This is a genomic window from Isoalcanivorax pacificus W11-5 (assembly GCF_000299335.2).
Taxonomy (GTDB): domain Bacteria; phylum Pseudomonadota; class Gammaproteobacteria; order Pseudomonadales; family Alcanivoracaceae; genus Isoalcanivorax; species Isoalcanivorax pacificus.
Window position 1 is genome coordinate 3,227,250 of the sequence record NZ_CP004387.1, and the last position, 18,874, is coordinate 3,246,123.

General features: G+C 64.6%; 20 protein-coding genes. All 20 read left to right on the forward strand.

Annotated features, from left to right (window positions below):
- Positions 1-173 precede the first annotated feature (173 nt).
- The 20 genes from S7S_RS14385 (at position 174) to S7S_RS14480 (ending at position 18,837) form a co-directional block, all read left to right on the forward strand.
- On the forward strand, positions 174-2,189 hold the full coding sequence (locus tag S7S_RS14385; protein WP_008733910.1) for a DNA topoisomerase III: 2,016 nt from the start codon (positions 174-176) through the stop codon (positions 2,187-2,189).
- A gap of 801 nt (positions 2,190-2,990) precedes the next feature.
- Positions 2,991-3,224 (forward strand): hypothetical protein, encoded by a 234-nt coding sequence (locus S7S_RS14390; RefSeq protein ID WP_008733908.1) that lies wholly within the window; start codon positions 2,991-2,993, stop codon positions 3,222-3,224.
- Positions 3,225-3,257: 33 nt separating this feature from the next.
- Positions 3,258-3,650 carry a hypothetical protein gene (locus S7S_RS14395; RefSeq protein ID WP_008733907.1) on the forward strand — a complete coding sequence of 131 codons (393 nt, stop codon included), beginning with the start codon at positions 3,258-3,260 and terminating at the stop codon, positions 3,648-3,650.
- 106 nt (positions 3,651-3,756) lie between these two features.
- Positions 3,757-4,482, forward strand: a complete 726-nt coding sequence (locus S7S_RS14400; RefSeq protein WP_008733906.1) for a DUF5983 family protein — start codon at positions 3,757-3,759, stop codon at positions 4,480-4,482.
- Between the two features lie 365 nt (positions 4,483-4,847).
- Positions 4,848-5,378, forward strand: a complete 531-nt coding sequence (locus S7S_RS14405) for an STY4534 family ICE replication protein (RefSeq protein WP_008733905.1) — start codon at positions 4,848-4,850, stop codon at positions 5,376-5,378.
- Positions 5,379-5,479: 101 nt separating this feature from the next.
- Positions 5,480-6,091, forward strand: a complete 612-nt coding sequence (locus S7S_RS14410) for a DUF3275 family protein (RefSeq protein WP_008733904.1) — start codon at positions 5,480-5,482, stop codon at positions 6,089-6,091.
- A 93-nt stretch (positions 6,092-6,184) separates the two neighbouring features.
- On the forward strand, positions 6,185-6,565 hold the full coding sequence (locus S7S_RS14415) for a hypothetical protein (protein ID WP_008733902.1): 381 nt from the start codon (positions 6,185-6,187) through the stop codon (positions 6,563-6,565).
- A 16-nt stretch (positions 6,566-6,581) separates the two neighbouring features.
- Complete coding sequence (locus S7S_RS14420) at positions 6,582-6,887, forward strand: hypothetical protein (protein WP_008733901.1); 306 nt, start codon at positions 6,582-6,584, stop codon at positions 6,885-6,887.
- Between the two features lie 107 nt (positions 6,888-6,994).
- Entirely contained in the window at positions 6,995-7,822 is an 828-nt protein-coding gene (locus S7S_RS14425) for a DUF932 domain-containing protein (protein WP_008733900.1), read from the forward strand.
- A gap of 325 nt (positions 7,823-8,147) precedes the next feature.
- Positions 8,148-8,795 carry a hypothetical protein gene (locus tag S7S_RS14430; RefSeq protein ID WP_008733898.1) on the forward strand — a complete coding sequence of 216 codons (648 nt, stop codon included), beginning with the start codon at positions 8,148-8,150 and terminating at the stop codon, positions 8,793-8,795.
- Between the two features lie 64 nt (positions 8,796-8,859).
- The gene (locus S7S_RS14435; protein WP_008733896.1) at positions 8,860-9,969 is read left to right on the forward strand and encodes a DUF6094 domain-containing protein; all 1,110 of its coding nucleotides are present in this window, start codon (positions 8,860-8,862) and stop codon (positions 9,967-9,969) included.
- 151 nt (positions 9,970-10,120) lie between these two features.
- On the forward strand, positions 10,121-10,366 hold the full coding sequence (locus S7S_RS14440) for a hypothetical protein (RefSeq protein WP_008733893.1): 246 nt from the start codon (positions 10,121-10,123) through the stop codon (positions 10,364-10,366).
- A gap of 104 nt (positions 10,367-10,470) precedes the next feature.
- Positions 10,471-12,738, forward strand: coding sequence for a DEAD/DEAH box helicase family protein (locus S7S_RS14445; protein WP_008733891.1), 2,268 nt, complete (start codon positions 10,471-10,473; stop codon positions 12,736-12,738).
- A gap of 180 nt (positions 12,739-12,918) precedes the next feature.
- Entirely contained in the window at positions 12,919-13,425 is a 507-nt protein-coding gene (pilL2, locus tag S7S_RS14450) for a PFGI-1 class ICE element type IV pilus protein PilL2 (RefSeq protein WP_008733890.1), read from the forward strand.
- On the forward strand, positions 13,422-14,081 hold the full coding sequence (locus S7S_RS14455; protein WP_008733889.1) for a hypothetical protein: 660 nt from the start codon (positions 13,422-13,424) through the stop codon (positions 14,079-14,081). Before pilL2 ends, S7S_RS14455 begins: the two co-directional genes overlap by 4 nt.
- A gap of 9 nt (positions 14,082-14,090) precedes the next feature.
- Positions 14,091-14,822 (forward strand): TIGR03759 family integrating conjugative element protein, encoded by a 732-nt coding sequence (locus tag S7S_RS14460; RefSeq protein ID WP_008733888.1) that lies wholly within the window; start codon positions 14,091-14,093, stop codon positions 14,820-14,822.
- Positions 14,807-15,391, forward strand: a complete 585-nt coding sequence (locus S7S_RS14465) for a transglycosylase SLT domain-containing protein (RefSeq protein WP_008733887.1) — start codon at positions 14,807-14,809, stop codon at positions 15,389-15,391. The genes S7S_RS14460 and S7S_RS14465 overlap by 16 nt, the downstream gene beginning before the upstream one ends.
- Entirely contained in the window at positions 15,388-15,924 is a 537-nt protein-coding gene (locus S7S_RS14470; RefSeq protein WP_008733886.1) for an integrating conjugative element protein, read from the forward strand. Before S7S_RS14465 ends, S7S_RS14470 begins: the two co-directional genes overlap by 4 nt.
- 1 nt (position 15,925) lies before the next feature.
- Positions 15,926-18,091, forward strand: coding sequence for a type IV conjugative transfer system coupling protein TraD (gene traD / locus S7S_RS14475; protein WP_008733885.1), 2,166 nt, complete (start codon positions 15,926-15,928; stop codon positions 18,089-18,091).
- On the forward strand, positions 18,088-18,837 hold the full coding sequence (locus S7S_RS14480; protein WP_008733883.1) for a TIGR03747 family integrating conjugative element membrane protein: 750 nt from the start codon (positions 18,088-18,090) through the stop codon (positions 18,835-18,837). The genes traD and S7S_RS14480 overlap by 4 nt, the downstream gene beginning before the upstream one ends.
- The last annotated feature ends 37 nt before the right edge of the window (positions 18,838-18,874 follow it).

The following is an 18,874-nucleotide window of genomic DNA, read 5'->3' on the forward strand; positions in this document are numbered from 1 at the left end:
ATACCAGTGGTATAGCGCCATCCTGTTCCGCCGACATCCACTCACCCGGCCTTCGAGCACCGACCGAAAGCCGGTCTCATGCCGATCCGGCTTGTTTGCTGTCGCGCCGCCCTTGGACCGCCATGCTGGAGCCTGACTCAGAAAGCGCCATGCCATGACGAAGGAGGCCAAGCGTGCGGGTGTATCTGTGCGAGAAACCCTCGCAAGGCAAGGACATCGCCAGGGTGTTGGGCGCCCGGCAGCGCGGCAACGGCTGCTACAGCGGTTCGGGTATCACGGTGACATGGTGCATCGGCCATCTTGTCGAGGCGGCACCGCCGGAAACCTACGGCGAGCAGTACAAGCACTGGTCCATCGAGCAGTTGCCTATTCTTCCCGAGCGCTGGCGCATCGAGGTCAAGGCCAAGACCGCCGCGCAGTTCAAGATCGTGAAGCAGTTCGTCGCCCAGGCCGGCGAGCTGGTGATCGCCACCGACGCCGACCGCGAAGGCGAAATGATCGCGCGCGAGATCATCGATCTGTGCGGCTACCGTGGCCCGATCCAGAGGCTGTGGCTGTCGGCGCTCAACGATGCGTCGATCCGCAAGGCGCTGACTCAACTCAAGCCGGGTGGCGAAACGCTGCCACTGTATTTTTCCGCACTGGCCCGTTCGCGCGCGGATTGGCTGATCGGCATGAACCTGAGCCGCCTGTTCACGGTGCTGGGTCGGCGGTCCGGGTATCAGGGCGTGCTGTCGGTCGGTCGCGTACAGACACCGACACTGAAACTGGTGGTGGACCGCGACCGCGAGATCGCACGCTTCGTCTCCGTACCGTATTGGACCATCGACGTCACGCTGTCCCACGCGGGCCAGTCCTTCGCGGCAAGCTGGATGCCGCCCGACGGCACAACGGACGCAGCCGGTCGCTGCCTGCAGCAGCCAGTGGCGCAGCAGGCTGCCGACCGCATCCGTGCGGGTCGTGAATCGAAGGTGCTGTCGGTGGAAACCGAGCGTGTGCGCGAAGCCGCGCCGCTGCCGTTCGACCTCGGCACCTTGCAGGAAGTGTGTTCGCGGCAACTCGGGCTGGACGTACAGGAGACGCTGGACATCGCGCAGTCCTTGTACGAAACGCACAAGGCGACGACTTATCCGCGCAGTGACTCCGGCTACCTGCCCGAGAGCATGCTGGCCGAAGTGCCGACCGTGCTCGACGCGCTGCTCGCCACCGATCCCGGCCTGCGCCCGTTGATCGACCGGCTCGACAGGACACAGCGCTCGCGCGTCTGGAACGACAGCAAGATAACGGCGCACCACGGCATCATTCCCACGCTGGAGCCTGCGAACCTCTCGGCCATGCCGGAGAAGGAGCTGGCGGTCTACGCGCTGATCCGGGCGCACTACCTGGCGCAGTTCCTGCCGCATCACGAATTCGACCGCACACTGGTGATGCTCGACTGTGCAGGGCAATCGTTGCAGGCCGTCGGCAAGCGGGTGATCGTGCCTGGCTGGCACCTGGCGCTCCCCGGCAAGGGGCAGGATGCGGCGGACGACGAGCCGGCCCAGCGCAGCCAGATCCTGCCGCCGCTGGACACCGGAGCGCGCTGCGGTGTCCAGCAGGTCGAACTGAAGGCACTGAAGACGCTGCCCCCCAAGCCTTACACCCAGGGCGAATTGATCAAGGCGATGAAGGGTGTCGCCAAGCTGGTCACCGATCCACGGCTGAAGCAGAAGCTGAAGGAGACGACGGGCATCGGCACCGAAGCCACGCGCGCCGGCATCATCAACGGCCTGTTGGCTCGCGGCTATCTGGTGAAGAAGGGTCGCGCCATCCGCGCGTCGGATGCGGCTTTCACACTCATCGACGCGGTGCCGGCGGCGATCACCGATCCCGGCACGACGGCGATCTGGGAACAGGCGCTGGACATGATCGAGGCCGGCCAGATGACGCTGGACACCTTCATCGACAAGCAATCGGCCTGGGTCGCGCAGTTGGTTCAGCAATATCGAGGCACCGTCCTGTCGATCAAGCTGCCCGAAGGGCCGGCCTGCCCGGTATGCGGTGCGGCGACGCGCCAGCGCAACGGCAAGAACGGTGCCTTCTGGTCGTGCAGCCGCTATCCCGACTGCAAGGGCACGCTGCCGGCCGAATCCTCGACGGGCAGGCGCAGGGCTTCGCGCCAGCGGCGCGCTGCGCCTAAGGCGTCCTGATGCCAACGAACACCTCTGCCGCGCCGGGATTTCACTGACGGCGAGGCAAACCGTCCCGCGCCCCGTGGGACTCCCCAGCGCGCGTCTCCTTCTGCAACGGTGTGCGCGTTCCGCCTGGCCGATACAGGGCCACGGGACGAGAAGGTCGTTTCTCCACGAATGGCGCTCGCCGCCATTCCATTGATCGGTGTTCCTTCCGTTGATCGCGAGGGGTCTCCTGACGACTTGCCGGCCCGCCGGCGCTGCGCGAATCGTCAGGAGACCCCTCGGGTCCACGGTACTCGGTGCCGGTGCCCGCCGGCGAAACAACGGGTTCCCTTTGTGCGCGGATGTGTGCCAGAGGTTTCCGGCCCCAGCCACGAAACGGGTCGGGTGAGATTGCTGGACCAGCGGCAGGCTTTGACGACGGCCACGCCCTGCAACAGCCCACGGGTGGTGATTCCTCCCCGCCGAAGGCTCGCGCCTTCGGCTGCTTTTCCCTTCACGCCAGCTTTCGCTGCGCCGACGCACCACGCTCGGCAAGCAATCGGGCGATCACCGCGAGCGGATTTCGGCTCGCCAATGCACGCCAAGCCTCCGAACCTACAGCCCATGCGCGCTGACCTCCGTCAGCACCATGCCCAGGCAGCTTCGGTCTTCAAAGCTGCGACGCGGTTCTTCCGCGTTGACCGATCCAGTCCGCTTCGCATCGCTCGTGCGGACGATCGCCATGTCCTGGCGACGATGCTTCGTTCCACCCCACGGGAATCCGCTTCATCCCGTCGGGATGTGGCGCTTCCCATCCCTTCATAGGAGAGCACCATGTCCTTCGATCCTGTCGCACTCAAGCCCACAGGCCCTTCGGGTCTGCTGGCGCTGGCGTATGTGGGCAAAAGCCTGCCCTTGCAGGTGCTGCGCAGTGCCGCCGGGCACTACATCGGCACCTTCGACGACGACGGCCCCGTCTCCCGCGAGTCCGTCGAGTATTTCCCGAGCCACGAGGCCGCTCGCCATGCCCTGGAAACCGGCGCATGGACGCAGCGCCAGTACCCGTGATCCCCATCCATCTGTCATCAGGAGAACCTCGTCATGAATCCGATGAGCGAGCAGGCGATCTTTGACGAGATCGCGCGCAACGATCTGCACTTCTCGAAAGCCCCCGACGCCTTTTTCCACGCCTGGAAGCGCGGCGTCGAACTGGTCGGCCCCGGCCTGTTCGGCAACGGCACGCAGGAATGTCTGAACCTGGCCGTAGACAAGTGGGACTTGTGCCCGAACGTCGCCGTCATCAGGAAGACCATCGGCGCCATGAGTTCCGGCGAAAGGGTCTTTCTCGCCGCGATGGTGAGCTTCTACAACGCCAAGGACGGCGGTGCGCTGCTCAAGCGCGTTGGCGTCCACGGTCTGGCCGACCTGGGCGGCCTGGACCTGGAGCGACGCAAGATCATCGCCACGCTGATCCTCAACTACACCGGCTGGTAACAGCACCGGCGGCCCATCATTCGTGACGGGCACCGTTTCTTTCATCCCTCTGGGGTCGATCCCCGGCAGGGGATCGGCTCCGCCTTTCCTCTACTGGAGAACCATCATGAACCCCAATGCCAATCCTGTTTCCAATCCCTTCGTCCGTGGCTACAACGGCCTTTCCATTCAGCGAATGATCGCCATCGCCTACGATGACGACTGCCCGCTGACCTATCTTCCGCTGCACGCCTCGCAGTCCCATCTGCGGGACGACCAGATCCTGCGTTTTGAATGCGTCTTCTGCGACGACTTCACCTTGATCACTCAAGGCCAAGCCGTGCCGGATGAACTGGACGCTCAATGCCGGAACCATGGCTTCGCGCGCACGGTGATCTATGCCGTCATGGCGGACGACTTCGGAACGCCGGTGCATGTCGGCGATACCTATTCCGAAGAAGCCGCCCGCGACGTGGTGCGGCGTCTGACCTTCGACACCGGCCACTACAGCCGATGCTGGGAGATCAGTTCCGGGCATCTTCCCGAGGAAACGATGCAGTATCTCGAAGACCTCGCGGACACGTCCACGCTCACCGGCCTGTTGTTTGAAGCCTTCAGGATTCCCGACAGCGATGCCGTGGGCGTGAAGTTGATCGCTACGCCCTGGACCGACGCCAACCTCGAAATCGTCGATGGCCGCGATGTCCAGGCCCTGTATAACGAGCAGGCGAATGCGCGCGTTCCTTCATCGCTGCTGAACGTGCTGCACCTGGCCGCCATGGCGGACGTGCGCGTACTGATCTTCGATCCGAACGCCGCGATACTGGACGGCCTCCCCGTCTACGAAGAATGACCCCCTCCACCTTGAGCCCCTTCACGGGGCTCTTTCTCTTTGTGCCCCACAGAAATAGGGATGGCTGCGGAAGCCGATTGACGGTCGCCGGTTCGCCGCCGCCATGCCACGCTGCGGCCATGTTCCGCTGATCCGTCAGCAACATGCCCAGGTAGTCACGGTCTTCGAGGCTACGACGCGGTTCCGACCGCGTGACCGATCCAGTTCGCACCAGCATCCCATGCGCGAACGTTCGCCCCTCCCAGGGCGAAGGATGCACAAGCAGTACCTGGATCGTTCGATCCATCAACCCGCGCGGGGGTTATGCCTCCCCGCCGGGGTGGGTGTGTCTCCGCCTTCTTGTCCCTCAAGTCTGGAGATTCACCATGACCACTTCATCCGAAAAGTCCAACTTCTTCGATCTGCACATCACCGGCCTCGGGTATCTCAATCGCATCCGCGAAGTGAAGCCCAAGAAAGGCGATGCCTTCCTGGCCTGCGACATCGCGGCGCTCAATGGTCCCAGCGATAAGCCGGAGTACCGCCGTTTCGACGTGCGCGTATCCGGCAGCGAAGCGCAGCACCTGATCCGCCGTTGCGTCCCCGCCGTCGAGGCCGAACGCAAAGTGCTGATCGGCTTTCGCCTGGGCGATCTGTGGACCGACATCTTCACCTACAGCAAGGGGAAGCGTGTCGGCGAACAGGGCGTCAGCCTGAAGGCCCGCCTGCTCTTCGTAAGCTGGATCAAGGTCGATGGCCAGCTCGTCTACAAGGCCGAACCCAAGGCCTCCGAGGAAGCGGCTCGCGACGAAGCGCCCAGCGTTTCGAGCGAACTCACTGCCCAGGATGCACCCGCATCCGAGGCGGTTTCCGACGACGAAGCAGCCGAAGTACCGGCGTTGGCCGAGTCGTTCTAAACCCACAAGGCCCCCTCGCCGGGGCCTTGCTTCCTTTCCATCCAACGGGCCGCCGGTCTTTCCGATCGGCGTCTCGTAACCTCATCGTAAGGAGCTGACCCATGATCACTCTTCCCGGCCAATTGGCCATCAAGACCATCCACGGCAGGAACGGCGACTTCAACGTCGGCCGCCTCGCCACCTCCATCGGCGAGTTCGTCATCAAGAACGCCGAGCTGGACCAGTACCGCGAAGGCAAGTACGAGGGCGATTTCGTCATCACCGAGATTCGCCCTTCGACGTACAACACCAGCGGTCGCATGGTCATCGAGATCCGCGCACACCTGGGCGGAATGACCTTATCGAACATCGACCACCTGAGCCGCGATGAAGCCAACCGGCTGAGTCCGCAGGAAGTCGATCCGATCGACGAGGAAGCGCAGGCACCTGTCCCTTCCACTTCGGCACCTGCCGAAGCGAAGGCGGCAACGTCCAGCGATCCCCTGGTCGATACCACGCCGTTCGGCGCCGACGTTCCCGCCAAGCCGGCTTCCAAGCCGGTGACACAGGACGACGACGCCACGCTGTTCGGCGCTCTCTGGCCGCTGGGCGAGATCGTCAAGCTCGATGCCACCGTCGATCGCCGCCTGTTGCGTCAGCAACGCGACCGTCTCGGTGCCTTGGGCTACGAGTTCGCGCCGCTGTCCCAGGACTGGCATATCGCCTCCGCCTGATCCCTCCGTCGCTTCCCGCGACGTTCCAACCACCCGCCGGGGTATTTCCCCCGTCGGGGGAGTGCTCCGGCTTTTTTTCACAGGAGAACTCCCATGGGCTGGTATTTCTCGCGGCAAACCCGCGACCAACTGATTCGCGAATTGATCGAACCGCAGGAGGGCGAAAACGCTCGCTCGGAGGTCATCGCCCACACCATGCGCGGCAACGTGCTGTGGTCCGTGACGCGCATCACCGCCAAGCAGGCGGGATTCATGAAGCTCGCTGCCGGCGATTCCATCAACGTCATCCGTTGCGACCTGCTGCAAGGCTCGGGCGGCGAATGGGGCCACAAGCCCCTGGATGAATCCATGCACCCCTACTACTACTCGTGCCCGTTGCGCTATCTCGACATGGCGCCGGTGCAATCCCCCGAGTGGCGGGAAGGCGTGCTCGCTCATCACGCACGTCGACGCATGCCGGCGTCAGTGGCCTGAGCACGAGAGGTACGTCATGGACCCGATCCTGGCCTCTCTCCCGGCGTCGTTGCTGCGCCTCGTCGAAGATCAGTTGTCCAACAACGAAGTTTCCTCCGACGAGGAACTGCTCGATCACTTCATCAGCGACGGTCTCACCGAGGAACAGGCACGGCAGGCGTTGACCTACCGCGACCAGTACCTCGCCAACCTCTACCTGGACGGTTTCACACCGACCCTCAAAAGGGAGCGAAGCGCTTCGCCTCAACCCCTACAGCCGGCAATTCGAGCCGGACTGAACCGCAGGTCTGTGCTTCACGGGGCTGCATTCCTCTTTACCTGATCCATACAGGCCCTGCTCCGCAGGGCTTTCTTTGTCCCATGCAATCGCACGCATCCGGCTTTTGACCTCTCGATGCCGATTGCTCCAATCCTCAAAAGGAGATAGTTATGAAACTCGCATCCCGCTTTTCTTATCGTTCTCCGGTGCTGCGTTCGGATCACCCGTTGTCGGATGATCAAATCCGCACCGTCGCCCCATCCATCTTCGCGAAAACCCCGCACGAAAGCCGTTCCCAGCGCTACAGCTACATACCGACCGCAGCCGTGTTGACGGAGTTGCGCAAAGAGGGCTTCCAACCGTTCATGGTGTGCCAGACACGTGTGCGCCACGAAGATCGGCGTGACTACACCAAGCACATGCTGCGGCTTCGTCATGCGAGCCAGATCAATGGCACCGAGGCAAGCGAGATCATCTTGCTCAACTCGCACGACGGCACCAGCAGCTATCAGATGCTGGCGGGCATGTTCCGCTTCGTCTGCCAGAACGGCCTGGTGTGCGGAGACACCTTCGCCGACGTCCGTGTTCCTCACAAGGGCAACGTCACCGATCACGTCATCGAAGGCGCCTACGAGGTCTTGCAGGGTTTCGAGCAAGTGCAACACTCGCGCGACGCCATGGGTGCTATCACACTCGATGACGGTGAGGCCAAGGTCTTCGCCAGATCGGCGCTGACCCTCAAATACGACGATTCCGGCAAGACCTTGCCGATCACGGAAAGTCAGGTTCTGCGGCCACGTCGTTTCGACGACAACCGTTTGGACCTCTGGTCCACCTTCAATCGAGTCCAAGAGAACCTCATCAAAGGCGGCCTGACCGGTCGTACTGCGAACGGGCGCCAGCAACGCACGCGGCCCGTTCAAGGCATCGACCAGAACGTCCGGCTGAACCGGGCGCTCTGGCTGCTGGCGGAAGGTCTGCGTCAGCTGAAAGCCTGACCCTCAAGCGGATCATGCCCATGACGGCATGGTCCGCTTTTTTTGTTCGGCAGACACCCCTTCGGAGCCCTCTTTGCAAACAGGGTGGCGTCGCGTGGCGGTTTTTCGCTCCCGCTCATCGGCCTGTTGAAGCAGGCTACTTCCCATGTCCGTCGGCGTTGCCGACAACATGCCCAGGTAGCCGAGACCTTCAAGGCTACGGTGCGTTGCGACGCACTGGTTGTTCTCTTTGCCAAGACGCTCACCGGGCGTTCCCTTCCATCCCCCTGGGGCAGTGACTGCCCTCGCGGGTGGTGCTGCCTCTGTTTTCTTCGAGGACATCACCATGCCTGCATCTACATCACCCAATGTGCTCTACCGCATCGACGAATGCCCCGACCTCATGGCCGACGGCTGCATCGGTGACGAGCACGGCAACTTGGTCTTCCTGTCCGTCTGGGCGCGCGATACCGCCGTCCAGGAGTTCCTTGCCCGTCTGACCCTCGGTCGGTCCGAGCAGGGGCTGGATCAGTTCCATCTCGTCACCGATCAGGCATCGATCCCGGTCTTCGTCGGCAATGCGGACAACCTGGAGAAGCGCACCACGCGCGTCTTCCGGCGCACGCTGTTCGGCTCGATGTCTCATCTGTGGCTGTTCGACAAGCGCTGCGTGAAGCCCGACAAGGCCAACGCCAGCGCATTGGCGCTACTGCCCAGGACAGTGACCGACCACACCGAACGCCTATGGGCGCTGGTGCGGGAGACCTGCCCCCTGCCTCTACTCGATCACTGGCGCGATGCCGTGCTGGAGCTGCTGCAATCACGGGACATGCTGACCCGCCTTCCGTTCGCCCTCGGGCCGCTGGAAGGCCATCGGCTGGCCCTGGACGTTCCGGCGCTGACCACAGCGCTGGGCGAACTGATCCGCAACGGCACCCTTGGTGTTTCGCAGGTCGAGCTGGCCTCGGGCAAACCGCTGCGGCGGGTGGCCTGACGCTCACCACACGGGCATGTGCGTCGCGCGTGCCCCGCTTTCATCCCACTCACAGGAGATTCCCATGGCTCTCATGTTTCCGCGCCTTGCGCGCAACTTCATCAAGAACGGCTACTTCCCGACGGACGAACCCACGTTGGAAAGAGCCCTGACCGCGCTGGCACCCTCATCCGGCGCCATGTGCATTCTCGATCCCTGCGCCGGCGAAGGCGTGGCGATCGCCGAAGCCGCTCACGCCCTCGGGCGCGAACAGGTGAAGGCATTTGCCGTCGAGTACGACACGGAACGCGCCACCCATGCGCGCGGACTCGTCGATCGTTGTCTGCACGGCGACCTGATGGACTCGCTGATTTCCCGCCAGTCCTTCGGACTGCTGTGGTTCAACCCGCCCTATGGCGATCTGACGCGGGGCGTCGATGGCAACATCGGCTACCAGGGTCAGGGCCGCGCACGGCTGGAAAAGCTGTTCTATCAACGCAGCCTGCCGCTGTTGCAGTACGACGGCGTGCTGGTGCTCATCATCCCGGCCTATGTACTCGATGCCGAGTTCGTCGGCTGGCTGACCCGCCACTTCGCCGACCTGCGCATCTACCGTGCGGTAGACGTGCAGTTCAAGCAGGTGGTGATCTTCGGCCGGCGCGTGCGTCAGCGCGAGCAGGTGCCGGAGGACGCCAAGACGGCGCGCAGCCTGTTGCTGCAAGTCGGGCAAGGCGACATCGAAGCCGAGGAATTGCCCTGCGAATGGCCGTTCCAGCCTTACACGGTTCCGGCGTCTCCCGCCGAACCGGAGCACTTCTATCGCGTCACGCTCGAACCCGAGCAGTTCGCCGACGAGGTACAACGCCTGCAAGGGCTGTGGCCGTCAATCGACACGCACCTGGGCGCCGCGCAGCATTTGCCACGGCCCCCGGCGCGCGCCCTGTCGCACTGGCATCTCGCCCTGGCTCTGGCAGCAGGCGCGGTTTCAGGCGTCGTGCAATCGAAGAACGGCCGCACGCTCGTCGTCAAAGGTGATACCCACAAGGAGAAGTCTCACCAGACGGAATACACCGAGCGTGACGATGGCTCCGTGGCCGAGACGCGCATCCTCACCGACAGGTTCGTGCCTGTTATCAGGGCGTGGGACATGACCCTTGGCTCTCCCACATGGGGCCAGGTACTGACCATTCGCTGATCGTTGTTCCTTGACGGTTCGCCGTCGTTTTCATCCACCCACCGGGGTCATGTCGCCCCTGTGGGGTGCCGTGGCCCCTTTTTCTTGAGAGGTAGTCACCATGGCACTCGCAGTTCTGTCTCAACCACGCTTTCGGGCCGGAAAATTGCTCATGACCGCAGGCGTGAATGACCTTGTTCAACGGGGTGTGTTCAACCCCGGACCCTATCTCCAGCGCCATCTCAACGGCGATTGGGGCGATCTCTGCGACGACGACAGGCGGCAGAACGATGTCGCTTTGAAGTCCGGCGAGGATCGATTGTTCTCGTCCTACCAAGTCACTTCCGACCTGAAACTCTGGATCATCACCGAATGGGATCGCAGCGTGACCACGTTGCTGTTGCCTGAAGAATATTGATCCGCTTTCTCCGCGACGTGTGAGCGTCGCGTTTCTTCCCAACCCTGGGGCATGTCACTGCCCCAAGGGGGAGGTGCATGCCCCATTTTTCTTGGAGCATCACCATGTCCCTCGATCTCGAAACCATTCCCGATGCCGCGCAGGGCGACCTGCTGGAAGCGGCTAATTCCCCACTCACGATCAGCTTGCAGGATTTCGTCACCGAGTTCGGCGACGAGCTGCTCGATTCTCTCAACCGCGCCAACCCGCCTGTCTACGCCGGGCAGGCACGGGCGCATCGCCAGGGCATCCTGGCCGGCCTGAAGCGGAAGTTGTTTCCCGCCCAGGCCGAGGTCGTCCATGCCGTCACCGAGCTGCTGGTCGATCGTGGCGAACGTGCCGCGATCGTCAATGGCGAGATGGGCTGCGGCAAGACGACCGTCGGCATCGCCACGGCCGCCGTGCTCAACGCCGAAGGCTACCGCCGCACCCTGGTGCTCTCGCCACCCCACCTGGTCTACAAGTGGCGGCGCGAAATTCAGGAGACGGTGGCCGGCGCCAAGGTCTGGGTGCTCAACGGCCCGGACACACTGGTCAAGCTGCTGAAACTGCGCGAGCAGTTGGGCGTACCGCCCCAGGGGCAGGAGTTCTTCGTCCTCGGCCGTGTGCGCATGCGCATGGGCTTTCACTGGAAGCCGGTGTTCGTGCGTTGGCGTACCCGTCACGGCGACGTGGGGGCATGCCCGCATTGCGGCCAGGTCATCACCGATCTGGACGGCGAGCCGATCAACCCGGTGGAACTCGAAGCGGAGGAAACCCGCCGCAAGTGCGGACACTGCGCCTCGACGCTGTGGACGCTGATCCGTCCCCGGCGCCTGTCGGTCAACGACCAGTCCCACGCCGTGCTCAAGGCGCTCAAGCGTATTCCCACGATCGGCGAAGTCACGGCGCAGAAGCTGATGAAGAAGTTCGGCGAGTCGTTCCTGGCTTCGATGCTGGGCGACAACCTGTACGAGTTCATCAATCTCATGGACGACAACGGCGAGCTGGTGTTTTCCGACCGGCAGGCCCAGCGCATGGAACGTGCGATGGCCTCGATGGAGTTCGGCTTCGGTGAAGGGGGTTATCAGCCTTCGGAATACGTCAAACGCTACCTGCCGCAAGGCACGTTCGACCTGCTCATCGCTGACGAGGCGCACGAGTACAAGAACGCGGGTTCCGCCCAGGGGCAGGCGATGGGGGTCTTGGCCTCCAAGTCACGCAAGACGCTGCTGCTGACCGGCACCTTGATGGGCGGCTACGGCGACGACCTGTTCTACCTGCTGTTCCGCGCCCTGCCTGGGCGAATGATCGAAGACGGCTACCGGCCGAGCAAGCAAGGCAGTCTGACGCCGGCCGCGATGGCGTTCATGCGCGATCACGGCGTGCTCAAGGACATCTACTCCGAGAGCAACGGCTCGGCCCACAAGACCGCCAAGGGCAGCAAGATCACGGTGCGAACCGTGAAGGCCCCCGGCTTCGGTCCCAAGGGCGTGCTGCGCTGCGTATTGCCGTTCACGGTCTTCCTCAAGTTGAAGGACATCGGTGGCAACGTGCTGCCGCCCTACGACGAGGAGTTCCGCGAAGTGGCGATGGACGCGGAGCAGGCGCAGGCCTATGGACGCCTGGCGGGGCAACTGACCGCCGAGCTGAAGCAGGCGCTGGCGCGCCGCGACACGACGCTGCTGGGTGTGGTCCTCAACGTGCTGCTGGCCTGGCCGGACACGTGCTTTCGGTCCGAGACGGTCAAGCATCCGCGCACCCGCAACCTGCTGGCGTTCACGCCGTCGCTGTTCACCGATCTGGAGGTCATGCCGAAGGAGCGGGAGCTGATCGATATCTGCCGCGAGGAAAAAGCGGCGGGACGCAAGGTGCTGGTCTACAGCGTCTATACCGGCACGCGCGACACCACATCGCGCTTGAAGGTGCTGCTGGAGCAGGAAGGCTTCAAGGTGGCGGTACTGCGCGCGAGCGTGGATGCCTCCCGCCGGGAAGACTGGATCGCCGAGCAGTTGGATCGCGGCATCGACGTGCTCATCACCAACCCCGAACTGGTGAAAACCGGCCTGGACCTGTTGGAGTTTCCGACCATCGTGTTCATGCAGTCGGGCTACAACGTGTACTCGCTGCAGCAGGCCGCGCGCCGTTCCTGGCGTATCGGGCAGAAGCAGCCGGTCCGGGTGATCTACCTCGGCTACGCGGCCACCTCGCAGATGACTTGCCTGGGGCTGATGGCCAAGAAGATCACGGTGTCGCAGAGCACGTCGGGAGACGTGCCGGAATCAGGGTTGGACGTTCTCAATCAGGACGGCGACTCGGTGGAAGTGGCACTGGCACGGCAGTTGGTACATTGAGCATCGCTCGATTTTTGGCGGCCCCTTCGGGGGCCGTTTTCTTTTCTGTCGGGCCGGTGCGTAATCGGCCCCGCGATACCTGGCAGTCGAAAAATCGGGCGGCCCGCAGTTCCCTTTGTTCGCTGATGCGACGGCCTTCCCCTGCGAAGGTGGCATCACGAAGCCCCTGGGAGCCGCCGCATGCTATCCATTCACCGCCAACACCCGGTCGGACACGCCGCGCTTGCCGCCGGCCTGATCGCCGCCGCTCTGACCGCCGGATGCGCCACGTCATCCGTCGCGCCACCCGTCATCGAGCCGGAGCCTGAAGCACGCGCGCAACCCGTGCCGGACGGCTGGATTCCCATCGTCCGCTATGGCCGCTACACGCTGGTGGAACTGGTCCCGGAGGCCGCCCAGCAAGACCTGCTGCTGCAAGTCATCGACGTATCGATGCCCGCAACCCTGCCCGCGACGGTCGGCGAGGCCCTGCGCTACGTGCTGCTGCGCTCCGGCTACACCCTTTGCGAAGCCGGTTCCGACGCCGCAGTGTTCCATGACCTTCCGTTGCCGGCAGCGCACCTGCGGCTTGGGCCGCTGTTTCTGCGCGACGCCCTGCTGACGTTGGCGGGGCCGGCCTGGGAGCTTCACGTCGATGATGTGGGGCGGCGGGTGTGCTTCACCCAGGAACAGGAGCCTCTGCCATGACCCTGCCTCCTGACTTCCATCCGGCATCCCGTACCCGTCTCCTGCAAGTCGCCGCAGCAACCTGGCTGCTGCTGGTCAGCGCGGCCGTCGTCGTCAATCACGTGGCCCTGTCCCGTCTGGCCGGGGATGTGCGCACCAGCGCGCCGGCCATTGAGGTCGCGCTGCTCGATAGCCGCCTCACCGAACTGGAACTGCTGACGGACAGCACCGGGCACCAGCCAGAACCGCTGACCCAGGCCAGCCTCGACGCGGTTCGCCAGGCGCTGGAGGAACGGCTCGCCCGGCTCGAACAGACGGACGCCGAACCGCCTGCCACGACCGACATCGCACACCTGGAAAGCCGCCTCGATCAGCTCGAAGCGCGCTTGAAGGAAGTCCGCCAGCCACCGCCACCCGCTGCCGCGCCGGCACGTCGCCCGCCTCCGGCCGAGGCCGCACGGCCCGCGACCGTCGAACCGCCATTCCGGCTGCTGGACATCGAACTGCGTGCGGGCGAGCGCTTCCTGTCCATCGCACCCACCGATTCCCGCTCGCTCGCGGCGGTCCGCGTGCTGCGTCTCGGCGAGACCGAGAGCGGTTGGCGGCTCGAATCCCTCGAAGGGCGGACCGCGACCTTTCTGTTCAACGGGCAGGCGCGGCGTTTGAGCGTGCCGTAGGAGGTCTTCGTGAAGCCGTGGTTCGTTCGTTTCGTTCTCGCCTTCGCCGTGGCGTCGATGGCTTCGGCGATCGCCGTCGCGCAGAACGCGCCCGCCGCCGACTCTCGCATCGTCCAGAGCCGCGACCGGACCGCCATCGACGCCGATCTCGACGAACGCCTGGCACGGGATTGGGGGCTGCAAAACGAGGAGTGGGCACGCTACCGCCAGTTGATGCAGGGGCCGCTGGGCGTGTACTCGCCCGGCCTCGACCCCTTCACGGCCCTGGGCATCGAAGCGCGCACGGACGAGGAACGCCGCCGCTACGCAGAGCTTCAGGTGCAGGCCGAGGCCCGCCGCGTCGAGAAGCTGCTGGCGTACCAGCACGCCTATGACGATGCCTGGAAGCGGCTCCATCCCACGCTTCAGCCCGTCGTCCTGACCGATGCCGGTGCCACTCCCGCCACGTCCGGCGCCCTGGGCCGGCTGGCGGTCTTCGTCAAGGACGACTGCCCGCCCTGCGAACAGCGCGTGCGGCAATTGCAGACAGCAGGCACGGCCTTTGATCTCTACATGGTCGGCAGCCGCCAGGACGATGCGCGCATCCGGCAATGGGCGGCCAAGGCGGGCATCGAGCCGGCCAAGGTGCGCGCACGGACCATCACCCTGAATCACGACGCCGGCCGGTGGCTATCGATCGGTGTGCCGGGCGAGCTGCCGGCCGTCGTGCGCGAGGTCAACGGGCAATGGCTGCGTCAGTGAGCCTTTGCCGGGCAGGCGTCCTGTGCCTGCTCTGCCTCGCTGTCTGGACCGCGCCCGTCCTGGCGCGGGAGATTCCGCCGCCGGCCTATCAACTGGCCGCGCACGACGCCGGCATTCCCTCGGCGGTGTTGTACGCCGTGGCCTTGCAGGAAAGCGGCATCGCGCTGCGCGGGCAGCGAACTCCGTGGCCCTGGACCTTGAATGTCGCCGGCCAGGCACGGCGGTTCCAGACCCGCGAGGCCGCCTGCGCAAACCTGCGGCGCGCGCTGCGGGAGGTGCCGGCGACGCGCATCGACGTTGGTCTGGGGCAGATCAACCTCGGCTACCAGGCGCACCGTTTCGATCACCCCTGCGAACTGCTGGACCCGTACCGGAATCTCGCGGTCGCCGCCGCGATCCTGCGCGAACACCACAGGCCCGGCGATGACTGGCTGCTCGCCATCGGCCGCTATCACCGCCCCGCCGGTGGCGCACCGGCAGCCCGCTACCGCCGCAGCGTTCAAAAACATCTGGCGCGTGTGCAGGGCAGCCCGGTTCCGTCCATCGCATCGAGGAGTCATCGACCATGAACATCCGCCTGTGCGTACTGCCGCTGCTGGGTCTGCTGGCCCTCACCGCCCATGCCGCCGACCAGACCCTTGTTGTCGTCGAGGATCGGGGCGGCGCGTCCGCCTTGCCCTACTACCAGGCGCTGAACCTCCAGCCCCGAAACCCTCGCCAGGCACTACCGCCACCGCATATCGAGGTGCCGCCGCTGCCGGGGGAACGTCACGGCGAGGCCGACATGCTGCCAGTGCGCTCGACGCTGTTGACGCCGGGCACGGTGGAGCGTCGGGTGATCGAGGCGCAGGGGTTGCGCCCGCTGTTCCTCGTCGGTGATGACGAACGCTCACGCGCCTGGCTGCGTCAGCGCGTGGAAGTCTTGCACGAACTCGGCGCGGTCGGCCTCGTGGTCAACGTCGAGTCCCAGGTCGCGCTGGATGCCCTGCGACGCCTGACGCCGGAACTGATCCTGTCCCCGATCTCCGCCGACGACCTGGCCCGACGGCTTGGCATCCGCCACTACCCCGTGCTCATCACCGCCACGGGGATCGAGCAGTGACATGGCCCAGCCGCATTCGGTGGAAGTCCTGCTGCGTCCGGCGGTCGAGCTTTACACCGTCGCGGTCTGCCTCGGCGCCGCCGTTCTCTGCCTCGCCGCGCCCTGGTCGCTGGCACTGAGCCCGCTGGTGGGCCTGGCCGGTGCGCTGGCCTTTCTGACCTTCGGCACCATCCGCTTCTACGAAGCCTGGGCGATCCTGCGCTATCGCCGCAACATCCGCCGCATGCCGCGCTACGTGATGGCCAGTCGCGACGTGCCGGTGAGCCAGCATCGCCTGTTCGTGGGCCGGGGTTTTCGCTGGGATCAGCGCCACACCCACAGGCTGATGCAGACATACCGGCCGGAGTTTCGCCGCTACGTCGAGCTGACACCGCTCTACCGATCCGTGCGCCGGCTGGAGGAGCGTTTGGAGTTCGCGCCTCGCCCGCTGCCTCTGCTGGCCCGCGTGACTGCGTGGGACAACCCGTTGAACCCGGCGCGGCCGCTGCCGCCGGTCGGCGGCCTGCCACGGTTACACGGCATTGAACCGCACGAGGTCGATGTGTCGCTGCCGCTGGGCGAGCGTGTCGGCCACACGCTGGTGCTCGGCACCACCCGTGTCGGCAAGACGAGACTCGCGGAGTTGTTCATCACCCAGGACATCCGCCGCAGGGTCAATGGCGAACACGAGGTCGTGATCGTCTTTGACCCCAAGGGCGACGCGGACCTGTTGAAAAGAATGTACGTGGAGGCCCAGCGCGCAGGACGCGCAGGGGAGTTCTATTGCTTTCATCTCGGCTGGCCGGACATCTCCGCGCGCTACAACGCGGTGGGCCGCTTCGGACGAATTTCGGAGGTCGCCACGCGCATCGCCGGCCAGCTCTCCGGCGAAGGCAACAGCGCAGCGTTTCGCGAGTTCGCCTGGCGTTTCGTGAACATCATCGCGCGTGCCCTGGTGGAATTGGGACGACGCCCGGACTACCTGCTGATCCAGCGCCACGTCGTCAACATCGATGCGTTGTTCATCGAATACGCGCAGCACTTTTTCGCCAAGGCCGAACCGAAGGCCTGGGAGGTCATCGTCCAGCTCGAAGGCAGGCTGAACGACAAGAACATTCCCCGTCACATGATCGGGCGGGAAAAGCGCGTGGTGGCGATCGAGCAGTATCTGTCGCAGGTGCGCATCTACGACCCGGTGCTCGACGGCCTGCGTTCGGCGGTGCGCTACGACCGCACCTACTTCGACAAGATCGTCGCCTCGCTGCTGCCGCTGCTGGAAAAGCTCACCACGGGCAAGATCGCGCAACTCCTGGCGCCGAACTATGCCGATCTCGATGATCCGCGACCGATCTTCGATTGGTTGCAGATCATCCGCAAACGCGCGGTGGTGTACGTGGGCCTGGATGCACTCTCGGACGCTGAGGTCGCGGCGGCCGTGGGCAACTCGATGTTCTCCGACCTGGTATCGGTCGCCGGGCACATCTACAAGTTCGGCATCGACGACGGCCTGCCCGGCGCCTCGACCGGCGCCAAGGTGCCGATCAATGTGCATGCCGACGAGTTCAACGAATTGATGGGCGATGAATTCATCCCCATGGTGAACAAGGGCGGCGGCGCCGGTATGCAGGTCACGGCGTACACGCAAACACTCAGCGACATCGAGGCGCGCATCGGCAACCGCGCCAAGGCCGGTCAGGTCATCGGCAACTTCAACAACCTGTTCATGTTGCGCGTGCGGGAGACGATCACCGCCGAGTTGCTGACCCAGCAGTTGCCCAAGGTCGAGGTGTACACCACCTCAATCGTCAGCGGCGCCACGGATACCTCCGATCCCCAGGGGCACACCGCGTTCACGTCCAACACGCAGGATCGCATCACCACCACCAGCGTCCCACTGATCGAACCGGCGCACGTGGTCAATCTGCCGAAGGGGCAGGCCTTCGCGCTGCTCGAAGGCGGCAACCTGTGGAAGATCCGCATGCCGCTGCCCGCGCCCGACGCCGACGAGGCCATGCCCAAGGACTTGCAGGAGCTGGCCGACTACATGCGCCAGCACTACGTCGATGCCGGCGACTGGTGGGAAAGCCAGGGCCTGCCGGCGTTGCAGCACGAGGCGCTGCCGGCAGACCTGCTCGACGACTTCAAGCAAATGGCCTTCGCCGATACTGCCGAGGATGGAAGGGCATGAGCGATCCGGCCGTCGCGGCGCAACGCCAACAGGTACGCCAGAGAGGTTTTCTCGCCAGCCTTGTCACCTTGCCGTTTCGCTTCTTCGGCGTGCTGTGCGGGTCGCTGTTGCTGTGCATCCTGATCGAATGGATCGGCATGCACCTGTTCTGGCCGGAACAGGGATGGCGCCACGCGCAGGACATGGTGGCCTACGAGCTGGACCAGCTATCGACCTACTTCACGCGCAGCGTGGTGGTGCAGGAACCGGGGCGCACCGCCCATCGGGTTGTCGAGTGGGCGTATGAATGGGTCTTCCTCAAGACCGGGCTGCTGGAGTGGGTGCAGAACGCCTCCGCGCAGGCCAGCGCCGGCAGCCACGGTCAGACCAGGGATTTCCGGTACTACCTGAGCCAGGTCTATGTCCACCTGGAAAGCTATCTGATCGCGGCGGCGTACACGGTGCTGGTGTTCCTCGTGCGCCTGCTGGTGCTGTGCCTGATGCTGCCGCTGTTCCTCATGGCGGCTTTCACGGGCCTCGTGGACGGCCTGGTGCGCCGTGACATCCGCCGCTTCGGCGCGGGGCGCGAATCCGGCTTCGTCTATCACCGCGCCAAGGCGGCCTTGATGCCCCTGGTGGTACTGCCGTGGGCGGTCTACCTCGCGTTGCCGATCAGCGTGAGCCCGATCCTGATTCTCTTGCCGAGTGCCGTGCTGCTGGGCGTGGTCGTGGACATCGCGGCCGGAAGCTTCAAGAAATACCTGTAGTTACGTACACTAGCTACTAAACTTGGGGGTTAAAACA